This is a genomic window from Actinomyces sp. HMSC075B09, assembly GCF_001812395.1.
GTDB lineage: Bacteria > Actinomycetota > Actinomycetes > Actinomycetales > Actinomycetaceae > Gleimia > Gleimia europaea.
The window spans coordinates 373,948-385,652 of sequence record NZ_KV808731.1 but is presented as its reverse complement, the minus strand read 5'-3'; the positions used below and the strand labels follow the sequence as shown (position 1 = coordinate 385,652).

The following is an 11,705-nucleotide window of genomic DNA, read 5'->3' as shown; positions in this document are numbered from 1 at the left end:
GTTGTCCTTGCGTCTTAGCTCTTTGATGAGCTTAGCTAAGCCGCCGAGTAGGACTCCCAGACCGGCTAGGATTTCTCCAACGTTTCCCCCTGCTCTCTGTTTCCTCGTTGTCATACCCCGTGATGTAAGTATGTCAGAGATCCCTCTAATCGAATCGAGGGAAACGAAAGAAAGCTCGAGCCTACTATAGGGGTACGTCGAATCAGCGCTCATACCTCTACTTCGCGCGGAACAGGACGTGTTGCCACAAGTTTCATAGTTGATTGATGAAAAGGACTAGTGTTGATGGAATCCGATTATGAAGAGCTTGCTCAAGGGTTATTTGCGCTGGCAGATCAAGTCCGAGATGCCGGAGAATTGACCCTTGAAGACTTTCAAGAAGTCTATGAAGCTGATGGCGGCGCTGCCTTGGCGCTGGCTTCTTCAATTCTTATCAACCATGAGGTGAAGTTACCCCCTCACCTGTACGAGTTATACAAAAAGTTTGGAGAGCCTGGCGACTACCTAGACGAATATTTTGCTGATATTGAAGAAATTTACCTGCGTAAGTAGTTAAACTCTCCCAACTACTAACCCACCCCATACTGGGCTAACCCCCAAAAATGGCTGGTAACACGTAACTCGGTAACCCCGATAATTCAGCGTGAACACGCGAAAACCCTGGTATTTCAAGGAAATGTTGGGGCTCACGCCGCGCTTTCAGCACGAAAAGAGCCCCGCGCCGTGTTGCGCCAGGCCGTTTGCGGAGGATGGGTCTGTGGAGCTAAGGGGACTCGAACTGCTGGTTTTGCCCGTTACAACAACGAAGCTCTAGGGGGAAACCCGATGTTCTACATCCTGAAAGACACGGGCGATGTCACATAAAAGTCCGGCTTATGCCTCCGCGTCTACGATCTCGACAACTTGGCCCGTCTGCGCAGCGATGAAGTAAGCACACTGTGCGGCGGCTGAGCGGTGTAGGGATGCGGGTAGCATCTTCGCCTGGGCCTGCTCATTGTTGCGCCAAAAGGCTTCATCACTTATATACGTTCCCAGCTCCACGCGCGGCGCATCCTGTGCCTTCACAAAAGCGCACATCGCATCAAAAATGTCATTATGAAAACTAGCCAGAACGCGCATCTCTTCAATCACGTTGTCTGGATCGCGCGGCTCTCGCACGCCCTGCTCCCATCTTGACCAAGTTGCTTGCCTTACATCCACCAATCGGGCAGCTTCATACTGTGCAAGTCCGAGGGTTTCCCGATACGCCCTAAGTGTCAAAGCAAAACTCATTTCAGCTCTCCTCTAGGACTTCTCGTAGTCGTTATGTTTCCTCTCAAATCTACATGTCTAAATGAGCTTCTACACGAGCGTTTGTGTGACCGCGAAGTTGAAGGCTACTGATCGAAGTGTTGTTTGTCAGTGTGTGGGTACGTGTTGCTGACAATGATCGTCTCTCGTCGTTATCGGATTGGGCTGGCTCTCGTTTTTGTTTGGGCTAGTTAGCTTTGGCTTTTCCAGTTGCCTCGCCCTGGCCGGTTTGCCTGCCACTCGTCGATAGTTTCAGGTAGCCAGCCGTATTGTACTGATGGAGGCTCGCCGATAACCGCGTCAGGCTCTGGGAGCCTACCGTCACGCCTGTAAGTAGTTGCCGTACTGGCTGCAATACCTACCCGTTTAGCTAGTCCGGACAGTGACAGGTATTTAATCATCTTGCCTCGCCTCTATTTTGACGCGGCGAGCGGCGGCGCTGATCGCGACGGCGGCCAGCGTGAGGACGCCGCATATGGCTCCTGCGACGAGGTGGCCTCGCAAGAGGCAAAGGCCGCTAGCCGCTGCGGCGGCGATGATGTACCAGGTTGTGTCTATTTTCATTGCGTATAATGATGGCTAGGCCCGGGGACGAAGGTACTAAGTCTACTTTCGGTCCCGTCGCCTTACTTCTTCTTTCGCTTTGGCTTTCTAGCCTTTTGGGCTTTACTTACCGCTGTGATCAGTCCGGCTGTAACTTTGATTACCGCGGCGGTTCCGATCAGGTAAGCCGGGGAATTGTTTCGCCACCATTCCTCCCTTCTTGATAGCGACAATACCTTGACGAACTGCATTATGGGAGTTTGTTATGGCCTTAATCGGTCATATGACAGAACAACATCAAGCGTCCTGTGGCCACGTTATCGCGGTGAATCAGCTCGGAATTGCCTCTTAAATTGTCTCAAGCCTCTAACTGTAAATGTTTCTGCTAAATCCAAGCTGGCTTTAGGTTCTGGCCGGGTTCTGCAAAAACTATCTTTATTAGCCGCCGTAGGTAGCATTTGCGACGGTGCGCGCCAGGGAAGGAATCTAGCTTTTGAAAGTCGTATTAGTCTCGATGGAGAGCTTCAGAACTAATCTTGCATCTTAGTTTCGAAAGATCTGGTTAAGAATCAGATTCGTCGATTGTGTTTTCGGAGAGGAGGGAGACTGCTTTGTTCGGCAACGCTAAAGAGTATTCATACCATTTCAAGACGCAGGTCGATAAAGAACAGGTAGCGCCACTGTTGAGTGATGTTGAATGGTATCTCAAGGTGTCGTGTTACCCGGACTATGGAACACAGATTTATGTGGAAGATTCTCACGACATGGATGAAATGCTGGAAGCTTTTCGTTCCGTAGGCTTATCTCCTGTTCCGGAAACTATTACGGACGAGCCGTGGGTGTATCGGCCGGATGAAGAAACTATTGAAGAATACGTGGCTAGATGCGGTCTGTAAGCTAATCGGCTAACTAGTTCTGCTCATCCCAACCGTAGGGTTTCATTACCCCCAAAATTACCCCCAAGCCGTCTAACTGTAAACGTTTTTATTTTATCCGGTTTGGTTTTGTTTGGCGTTTGGCTGGTATTGGTTTTCCGCGTGATTTCGGGGCTTGTGGTGTGTTTTGCGCATGAAATAAGGCCCCGCGCCATGTTGCGCGAGGCCGTTTGCGGAGGATGGGGGATTCGAACCCCCGAGGGCTTGCACCCAACCCGCTTTCCAAGCGAGCGCACTAGGCCACTATGCGAATCCTCCTGTGGGTTTCCACGCGTGAGCGCGGTAACGCTTCGATAGTCTACCGAATGACGGGCGCATTAGTCGAGTTAGCATGAGTGTGACACCTGTCAGATAGGCAACATTTGGGCGTTCAGGATGGGGGCGTGGTGGATCAGTCAGTTTCTACTCCAGCAGTCGCGTACTTGTTGGAGGCGGGAGTCCCGTTCTCGCAGCTAACCTACGAACATTCCAGCGAGTTCGACCACGGGTTAGGCGTTGAGGCGGCGCAAAAGCTCGGTTTCGATCCCGCGGAGGTGTTCAAAACCCTCCTCGTTGACGCTGACGGCGAAATCGTGTGCGTAGTTGTGCCGGTAGACCACCGAATGTCGCTCAAGAAAGTGGCGCGAGCGGCGGGCGCTAAGAAGGCGCAGATGCTCCCTCCTGAAGTGGCGCAGCGCCGCACGGGCTATGTTGTGGGCGGGATTTCTCCGTTTGGGCAAAAGCAGCAGGCGCCCGTCATCATTGACCAAAGCTGTCTGAATCAAGACTCAATTGTTGTGTCTGGAGGCCGGCGCGGTTTCTCCCTTCGCATGGATGTGCTGGATTTTGTGGACGCCGCGAAGGCGCTGGTGGAGGACGTGGTTGCGGCCTCATAAACGGGCGATTCCGCCCGGTTTGCTCTCCTTCAAAACTTTTGTCCGTGCTTAACGATAGAGTTCACTTGTGACCATAGCTTTGTATCGCCGCTACAGGCCCGACACGTTTGATGACGTGATCGGGCAAGACCACGTGACCGAACCCCTGAAGGCAGCGCTTCGGTCTAACCGCATCACGCACGCCTACCTGTTCTCCGGGCCGCGAGGATGTGGCAAAACCACGTCCGCTCGTATCCTCGCGCGTTGTCTGAACTGCGCGGAAGGCCCCACGGACACGCCCTGCGGCAAGTGCGAGTCATGCGTGGAGCTTGCCAGCGGCGGCACTGGCTCTTTGGACGTTGTTGAGATTGACGCGGCCTCGCACAACGGTGTGGATGATGCCCGTGAGCTACGTGAACGCGCGTCTTTCGCGCCCGTTCGAGACCGCTACAAGGTGTTCATCCTTGACGAGGCCCACATGGTCACAACCCAGGGCTTCAACGCGCTACTAAAACTGGTGGAAGAACCACCCGAGCACGTGAAGTTCATCTTCGCCACAACCGAGCCGGAGCGCGTGATCGGCACAATTCGTTCCCGCACGCACCACTATCCGTTCCGTCTAGTGCCCGGTGACGTCCTGCTGCCGTATTTAGCAAACCTTTGCGAGTCTGAAGGCATTGAGGTTGGCGAGGGCGTGCTACCCCTCGTTATTCGCGCGGGCGGCGGCTCGGTTCGCGATTCCCTTTCGGTGCTTGACCAGCTGATGGCTGGAAGCATTGACTCGAAGATCCCGTATGACCTCGCTGTCGCTCTGCTTGGATACACGGACACGAATCTGCTTGACACCGCGGTTGAACAGCTCGCCAAGCGCGACGGGGCGGGCCTGTTCGCAACGATTGAGCAAATGGTTGAATCCGGCCATGATCCGCGTCGGTTTGTGGAGGACTTCCTGCAACGCCTCCGCGATCTACTGATCATCGCGGTAGCGGGCGAGCAAGCCAAAGACATTTTGGGACAGCTTCCCGCGGAACAACGCGAACGCATGTTTGCGCAAGCAAAACAGTGGGGCGCCCCCGCGCTTTCGATGGCCGCAGACCTAACCGATGAGGCGCTGCGCTCCATGGTTGGTGCCACCTCACCCAGGTTGCAACTAGAGCTGATGATTGGCCGCATTCTCGTTGAGCTAAGCGGCGCGCGAGTCCGGCCCAGCAGTGGTGAGATCGAGGCCGGCTCGGCAGGTCACTCAGCTGCGCCCTCGTTTGGTGGAGGCAGTGGCTTTAATGGGCCTGCGCAAGATGGGCCGCAAATCCTAGGCGAGGACGGCAAGCCACTGACCGGAGCCGCGCTTGCCCGCGAACAGCTAAGGCGCTCGCGGGCGCAAGACCAGGCGAATAAGCCCGCCCAGGCCGCTCCCGGCACAAGTGCCCCTGCGCACCAGCAGGCCCCGAAACAGCAGGCGCCACAAAGAGCAGGAGGAGCGCAGGCACAAGCTCCCCAACAAACATCGGCCCCACAGGGACAGGCTCCGCAACGGCCAGAACCTGCACAAACTCCTGCACCCGCCCCAACCGCGCAATCTGCGCCAGTGCCGGAGTCTAAGCCCGAGTCTCAATCGCAGTCGAAGCCTGAAGCGGCACCTGCCGATCAGAAGCAAGCCACGTCCTCGCCCGCACCGGGCAACGTGACCGCAAACCTGCACGGCAAGTGGGACCAGTTCGTAGAAGCCGTGCGCGTAATCATGCCCTCCTCCGCCTTCCTGATTGGGGAGCACGCCAAACTAATCTCAGAAGACTCCGCAACCGTTATTCTCGGGTTCGCAAACCAAGGGCTTGCGAACGTGTTCCTCAACCGACACCAAGACACCGCACTAAAAGCCATCCAAGTAATAACCGGCGTATCAAAAACCATCCATGTTCAAGTGGGTGGCCAGCCGGCGTCTTCGATTCCTGCGCAGCCGCCACACGGTAACCAGGAACCTGCTAACGCCAATAACGCGCACAGCCGCAATCAGACAAGTAGCCGGCCGGGTTTCAACCAGGTAAATAATGGGCGCGAACACGCGGCAAACCGCGCTACTCAAAACGAGCCAGCTTCAGACGACAACGAGGACACGGCGTGGCCCACGGTCCGCGCAGTACCCAACGCCCAGCCGCGCACTCCAGAACAGCAGGCCGCCACGGCAAGTCCGAATGCTGACGGCCAACTAAACAGCCAGGCTCGTGAACAGGGTGCGCACGCTGAACAGGTCCGGTCCAGCGCTGCAGAGCCTGACCAGCCTCCGCGCCCACACGTCCTCACAGAACCGTCACAGCAGAGCGCGCGCTCGCAGGAGACCGCTGGCCCTCAAGAGTCCTCGCGTCCACAGGAATCCTCGCGCCCGCACAGCCCAACAGCTGCACACCCACAAGCCGTCCCCGAACCGCCACAGGAAACTGCGCCAACCTCGCAGCCCGAAGAGTCGGAGTACGACTTCGACACTGGCGGGGCTAATATGGACGACGCCGACGCTGAAAACTCAAACCTCGTGGGACTCCCACTAGTTGAAAAGATGTTCGGCGCAACAATCATCGAAGACACGAGTGAAGGAAACAAATAGCCTTGTACGAAGGTGCAGTCCAAGACCTCATCGATGAACTCGGGGCGCTCCCCGGCATCGGCCCAAAATCCGCCCAACGCATAGCGTTCCACATTCTTGGAACCGACCGTGAAGACGTAATGCGCCTGGCACGCGCACTCCAAGTAGTCAAAGAAAAAGTCCGATTTTGCACCATCTGCGGCAACATCGCAGAAGAAGAAACGTGCAACATCTGCCGCGACGCACGCCGCGACCAAACCATCATTTGCGTAGTTGAAGAAGCCAAAGACGTTGAAGTCATCGAACGCACCGGGTCCTACCGCGGTCTCTACCACGTGCTTGGCGGCGCCATCGATCCAATCCGTGGCATCGGGCCTGACCAGCTGCGTATCCGCGGCCTCATGAGCCGCCTATCCTCCAACCAAATCAACGAAATCATCATCGCCACCGACCCCAACATTGAAGGCGAGGCCACCGCAACCTACCTCGCCAGAATGCTAGACACCATGGGAGTGCCCGCATCACGCCTCGCTCTTGGCCTGCCAGTTGGTGGAGACCTCGAATACGCAGATGAAGTCACCCTGGGCCGCGCCTTCGAAGGCCGCCGCACCATCGGAAGCTAACCAAAACCCCCTCTAGAAGCGTAAAAAAGGTCACAATTTTGGCCAAAATGTTCGCAAGGTGGATCCAACAAACACGCCTCCCCCTACCGCGCCTACACTGATCACAACATCAGTGGCAATGCCACCCACAACATAGAAGAGGTCGACGTGGCGCTAATAGTGCAAAAATACGGCGGGTCATCCGTATCAGACGCGGAAGCAATGAAACGCGTTGCCAAACGTATTTGCGACACCCACCATGCGGGCCACAAACTCGTAGTAGTCGTATCCGCAATGGGAGACACAACTGACGACCTACTCGACCTGGCCGGCCAGCTAACCGAAGAGGCCCCCCAGCGCGAAATGGACATGCTCCTATCCGCAGGTGAACGTATCTCAATGTCGCTACTCGCCATGGCCATCAACCAAATGGGTGTGCCCGCAGTGTCATACACGGGCGCGCAGGCAGGCGTCCTCACCGACAGCCACTTTGGAAAGGCCCAAATCACAGGCATGGTGCCAGAACGCGTTGCCCGTTCCATTCGCGAAGGCCAGGTTGCCATCGTTGCTGGATTCCAAGGAGTGTCCTCCGATGATGACGTCACCACGCTCGGTCGCGGCGGATCCGACACCACGGCAGTTGCCCTCGCAGCCGCCCTCCACGCCGATGTTTGCGAAATCTACACGGACGTTGACGGCCTCTACACCGCAGACCCGCGCATCGTGCCAACCGCAAGGCGCGTGCGCAGGCTCCGCCAAGAAGAAACCCTCGAGCTTGCGGCCCACGGCGCTAAAATCCTTCACCTTCGCGCGGTCGAGTTTGCGCGCAGATACAACGTTCCCCTTCACGTGCGCTCGTCGTTTTCCAATAAAGATGGAACGTGGATCGCGAACGCTGACGCGCACCCCGAACTTGTTGGCCTCGTGCCTGATGCAGCCCTAAAAACCCTAGAGGAGGATCAAGTGGAAGCTCCCGTTATTTCCGGTATCGCGCATGATCGCAGCCAAGATAAGATCACGATCGTTGGAATCGCGGACGCGCCGGGCATGGCGGCGCGCCTGTTCCAAATCGTTGCGGCAGCCGGCGCGAATATCGACATGATCGTGCAGAACATTCCCACGTCGGGCACGGGCCGGGCGAATATTTCGTTCACGCTTCCCGGAGATGACGCCGAGCGCACTATCGCCGCGATCGAGGCGGCCAAAGATGAGCTGGACTACCAGGATCTGCGCTATAGCCCCGGCGTCGGCATCCTTTCGCTCGTGGGCGCAGGAATGAGGACCAATCCGGGTGTTTCCGCCAAACTGTTCGGCTCCCTGTCAGACGCGGGGATCAACATTGACATGATTACGACGTCCGAGATTCGCATCTCGGTTGTCACCAAACTTGAAGACTTGGATCGGGCTGTGCGCGCCGTGCACTCGGCGTTTGGCCTTGATTCCACTGAATCCGAAGCCGTTGTTTATGGAGGTACGGGACGATGAAAGAACTAACTCTCGCTGTTGTTGGCGCCACCGGCCAGGTGGGCCACGTGATGCGCCAGATCCTAACCGAACGCGATTTCCCGGCCACAAAGGTGCGTTTCTTCTCCTCGTCGCGCTCGGCGGGCACAAAACTCCAGTACTGCGGTGAAGAAATCGTGGTCGAGGACGTCGCTACCGCTGATTACTCCGGCATCGACATCGCGATTTTCTCTGCTGGGGGAGCCGCTTCGCGCGAGTACGCACCAAAGTTTGCCGAGGCCGGAGCAGTGGTTGTAGACAACTCGTCCGCGTGGCGTAAGAACCCGGATGTGCCGCTGGTGGTCAGCGAGGTCAACCCGCAGGCTATGAAGTCGCGCCCTCTGGGCATTATTGCGAATCCGAACTGCACGACGATGGCGGCAATGCCTTCGCTGAAGGTTCTTCACGAAGAGGCCGGTTTGAAGCGCCTCATGGCGTCCTCCTACCAGGCCGTATCAGGTTCGGGTCTGGCGGGCGTGCGTGAGCTCATCGACCAGGTTGAGGCTGGCGTGAAGCAGGACTTGCAGGCGCTCACCACTGACGGCAAGGCAGTTAAGTTGCCCGAACCAAAAACGTACGTGGCGCCTATCGCGTTCAATGTGGTGCCACTAGCAGGTGGCCTCGTTGATGATGGTTCTTTGGAAACGGATGAGGAGCAAAAGCTTCGCGACGAATCGCGCAAGATTCTAGGCATTCCAACGCTTGCGGCCTCCGCAACTTGTGTGCGCGTGCCGGTGTTTACGGGTCACACGCTCACGGTTCACGCCGAGTTTGAAAAGCCGATCAGCGTGGAGCGCGCTAGGGAACTTTTGCAGGAGGCTCCTGGCGTTCAGCTTGTGGATGTACCTACTCCGCTGGCGGCCGCTGGCATGGATGGAACGCTGGTGGGCAGGATCCGCCAGGATCAGGCAGTTCCGGATGGGCGCGGCCTGGTGTTTGTGGTTGCGGGTGACAATCTGCGAAAGGGCGCCGCGCTTAATGCGGTGCAGGTTGCGGAGCTTGTTGCCAAGGAGCTTTCCGGCTCGGTTGCCTAGATCACTCACTGCTACGGAATACATTCGTAGCGCTTGTGGTTTAGGGTGTTAGCAACGCAAATAACTTTTGGAGGGTTACCTAATGGCAACTGTTGATGTGGACTTCGAGAAGTTCGGTAAGACCATTGAGGAAAACGATATTGTCCTAGTGGACTTCTGGGCAGCGTGGTGCGGTCCGTGCCGCATGTTCGGTCCGATCTACGAGGAGGCTTCGAACCGTCACGAAGACGTAGTTTTCGCGAAGGTTGATACGGAGGCCGAGCAACAGCTGGCCGTTGCCGCGCAGATCCAGTCGATTCCAACTCTGATGGCGTTCCGCGAGGGGCTCGCAGTGTTCCGCCACTCTGGCGTGCTACAAGGCGAGGCTCTGGATGACATCATCCGTCAGATTAAGGAGCTGGATATGGACGAGGTCCGCAAGCAGATCCAGCAGGCTGATGGTGAAGGCACGGAAGGCAACTAACGCCAAAGTGTGAAAGGTTCAGGCACGCGATATGCGTGCCTGAACCTTTTTACGTGCCCGAACCCTTTTGTAGTGTCTGTGAGCGCGGGGTTAGCGCGCGGTTTTGTAATGCATGGCTCCGGTCACGGGGCAACGAGCCTGCGCGCTCTGTTTGGCAAGGTCAAGCTGGTTGGCATCGTCGTCGCGATTGTTGAGGATGGAGAAGTTGAACCTCAAGTTCGCGACAGCTGGATCAATGTGGTTGATATCGGATTCGGCTGCCCCGAGGCCTCGCAAAATGAATGCCTCAGTGCAGGCCATGACGTTGCTACGCTCTTGCGGATTGGCGGGCAGGTCAATGTTGGACAGGCAGGAGAGCACCAGGCGCACCGTGCTAGCGTCCGGGTTTTGAGTGATTTTGCCGGCCTCGTATGCGCCGTTCAAAAGCTGGTAGATGATGTGCTGGATTGTGCGGGCGTGCTGTTTGAGTTGCTGTTGTGGAACCGCTGAAGTGATGCGCAGCGGGTAGCTGAAGTGGTTTTGGTTTCGAAGTTCTAGCTGGGCACGGATGTAGACGCGCAGCTGTTGAATCGGATCATCGATGATGCTGAGAGTTTCGCCGAGCGCCCTGGTGAAGCGCTTTGTGGTCTCAAGAGTGAGCGCCACCAGTAGACTTTCTTTGTCTTCGTAGTGGTTGTAAAAAACGGTTCGGCCAATGCCTGCGCGCCGCGAGATTTGGGCGATCGAGATTTGGTCGAAGGAGTACTCGCGCATGAGCGACGCGAGCGCGACAAACAGGGCATCGCGGGTATTTTCGCGGTGTTCGGCAAGGTTTGTCCCAGAGATTTTCGGCATAGATGTATTGTGACATTTTTACGGTAAGTGTCGCAAAATCGTTTTGGGTAGACTCGAGGGCGTGAAGAAACTTGTAGTGGCAGCAGCTTTCATGCGCGGTGAAGGTGCAAAAGCGCAGGTGTTCGCGGCCGCGCGGGCATATCCTCAAGAGCTTCGCGGCTTGTATGAGCTGCCGGGCGGCAAGGTCGAACCGGAGGAGCGGCCCAGCGATGCCCTCGTTCGTGAAATCCGCGAGGAGCTAGGGTGCGACATCGAGCTTGGCCAACCGGTTTTGTCAAAGGACGAGGACGAAGCATGGCCGGTGCTGGGCGGACGGCGAATGCTGGTGTGGCTGGCTCGCCCGATTGGATCCCCGCAGGTGGGTGACGGTCACTTGGAGGCACGATGGGTGGCTGCCAGCGACCTGCATGAGATCACGTGGATAGAGCCGGATGTGCCGATTGTGGAGGCCGCTTTCAAACTGTATGCGCACGGGCTAGATAGTTTTGGCGCGTGCGAGGGACCGGCTATATACTGATCGGGCAACTAGACGCCAGATATGCCTGGTTTCTGGTGCTTGCGGGTGTAGTTCAATGGTAGAACATCAGCTTCCCAAGCTGAGAACGCGGGTTCGATTCCCGTCACCCGCTCCAACATGACGTCGAAAATGATAAGTAGGCGTTTGCGTTAGTGCGTACGCCCCAAGGGGGTCAAGAAAATCGCCTGCGTTAGCGGATTTGGGTTTTCCGTTACCTAGTATCCTGTTTTCCCTGTTCAGGTAGGGTGTCGGGGTTCAACTCGCTAACGGAGATGAAAAATGCGCCTCTGTGACCCGGCGTTAACGGTGGATCAGTGGTGTTGGTTCTAGGTTAGTAAACTTAGAATGATATTGTCTTATTTTCGGGCATTAGCCCGAATACCGCGTTATCGAAAGTGCTTTTAAAGCAAGCGCCTAAAACTGAATTTTGCTCTGTTGCCAGAGAGGGCCTATTGGCATCCTAAGTACGTCTAAGGCCTTGGAGTACACGCCTCCAAGGCCTTAGAGTCAGCGATTTAAAGGGCAAAAATCCCCACGGCTTTAACCGTCAATTTG

At 56.4% G+C, this 11,705-nt stretch carries 13 protein-coding genes and 2 tRNA genes; 10 read left to right on the top strand and 5 right to left on the bottom strand.

The annotated features are described in order from the left end of the window. Window positions 1–285: 285 nt before the first annotated feature. Window positions 286–552 carry a hypothetical protein gene (locus tag HMPREF2854_RS02605; protein ID WP_148130875.1) on the top strand — a complete coding sequence of 89 codons (267 nt, stop codon included), beginning with the start codon at window positions 286–288 and terminating at the stop codon, window positions 550–552. Window positions 553–873: 321 nt separating this feature from the next. On the opposite strand, the gene HMPREF2854_RS02600 is transcribed toward HMPREF2854_RS02605, so the two are convergent. The 3 genes from HMPREF2854_RS02600 to HMPREF2854_RS08710 form a co-directional block, all read right to left on the bottom strand. Further along, window positions 874–1,272, bottom strand: a complete 399-nt coding sequence (locus tag HMPREF2854_RS02600) for an Aca2/YdiL-like domain-containing protein (RefSeq protein ID WP_070618577.1) — start codon at window positions 1,270–1,272, stop codon at window positions 874–876. Window positions 1,273–1,481: 209 nt separating this feature from the next. After that, entirely contained in the window at window positions 1,482–1,691 is a 210-nt protein-coding gene (locus HMPREF2854_RS08500) for a transcriptional regulator (RefSeq protein WP_083309330.1), read from the bottom strand. Beyond that, the gene (locus tag HMPREF2854_RS08710; RefSeq protein WP_158237819.1) at window positions 1,684–1,854 is read right to left on the bottom strand and encodes a hypothetical protein; all 171 of its coding nucleotides are present in this window, start codon (window positions 1,852–1,854) and stop codon (window positions 1,684–1,686) included. Before HMPREF2854_RS08710 ends, HMPREF2854_RS08500 begins: the two co-directional genes overlap by 8 nt. Window positions 1,855–2,516: 662 nt before the next feature. On the opposite strand from HMPREF2854_RS08710, the gene HMPREF2854_RS02595 reads away from it, so the two are divergent. Next, a complete protein-coding gene (locus tag HMPREF2854_RS02595) occupies window positions 2,517–2,729 on the top strand; it encodes a hypothetical protein (protein WP_146002530.1) in 213 nt (70 codons plus the stop codon). A 212-nt stretch (window positions 2,730–2,941) separates the two neighbouring features. Here the strand turns inward: HMPREF2854_RS02595 and HMPREF2854_RS02590 are convergent. Then, window positions 2,942–3,026: transfer RNA gene (locus HMPREF2854_RS02590), tRNA-Ser, on the bottom strand. Window positions 3,027–3,151: 125 nt separating this feature from the next. On the opposite strand from HMPREF2854_RS02590, the gene ybaK reads away from it, so the two are divergent. The 6 genes from ybaK to trxA all read left to right on the top strand — a co-directional run bounded on the left by ybaK (window position 3,152) and on the right by trxA (window position 9,799). Further along, window positions 3,152–3,643 carry a Cys-tRNA(Pro) deacylase gene (gene ybaK, locus HMPREF2854_RS02585; protein ID WP_083309377.1) on the top strand — a complete coding sequence of 164 codons (492 nt, stop codon included), beginning with the start codon at window positions 3,152–3,154 and terminating at the stop codon, window positions 3,641–3,643. A gap of 67 nt (window positions 3,644–3,710) precedes the next feature. Next, a complete protein-coding gene (locus HMPREF2854_RS02580; protein ID WP_070618566.1) occupies window positions 3,711–6,218 on the top strand; it encodes a DNA polymerase III subunit gamma and tau in 2,508 nt (835 codons plus the stop codon). Window positions 6,219–6,220: 2 nt separating this feature from the next. Beyond that, complete coding sequence (recR, locus tag HMPREF2854_RS02575) at window positions 6,221–6,820, top strand: recombination mediator RecR (protein WP_016444312.1); 600 nt, start codon at window positions 6,221–6,223, stop codon at window positions 6,818–6,820. Between the two features lie 147 nt (window positions 6,821–6,967). Then, a complete protein-coding gene (locus HMPREF2854_RS02570) occupies window positions 6,968–8,284 on the top strand; it encodes an aspartate kinase (protein WP_070618563.1) in 1,317 nt (438 codons plus the stop codon). After that, window positions 8,281–9,336: an aspartate-semialdehyde dehydrogenase gene (locus HMPREF2854_RS02565; protein WP_070618558.1), complete on the top strand. Its 1,056-nt coding sequence runs from the start codon at window positions 8,281–8,283 to the stop codon at window positions 9,334–9,336. The genes HMPREF2854_RS02570 and HMPREF2854_RS02565 overlap by 4 nt, the downstream gene beginning before the upstream one ends. Before the next feature lie 82 nt (window positions 9,337–9,418). Continuing rightward, entirely contained in the window at window positions 9,419–9,799 is a 381-nt protein-coding gene (gene trxA, locus HMPREF2854_RS02560; protein WP_070618555.1) for a thioredoxin, read from the top strand. A 90-nt stretch (window positions 9,800–9,889) separates the two neighbouring features. On the opposite strand, the gene HMPREF2854_RS02555 is transcribed toward trxA, so the two are convergent. Further along, window positions 9,890–10,633, bottom strand: coding sequence for a TetR/AcrR family transcriptional regulator (locus tag HMPREF2854_RS02555; RefSeq protein ID WP_070618552.1), 744 nt, complete (start codon window positions 10,631–10,633; stop codon window positions 9,890–9,892). Window positions 10,634–10,694: 61 nt separating this feature from the next. Between HMPREF2854_RS02555 and HMPREF2854_RS02550 the strand changes: the two genes are divergently transcribed. Continuing rightward, window positions 10,695–11,150: a (deoxy)nucleoside triphosphate pyrophosphohydrolase gene (locus tag HMPREF2854_RS02550; protein ID WP_070618549.1), complete on the top strand. Its 456-nt coding sequence runs from the start codon at window positions 10,695–10,697 to the stop codon at window positions 11,148–11,150. Window positions 11,151–11,191: 41 nt separating this feature from the next. Continuing rightward, window positions 11,192–11,265 (top strand) — tRNA-Gly (locus tag HMPREF2854_RS02545). Window positions 11,266–11,705: the final 440 nt, after the last annotated feature.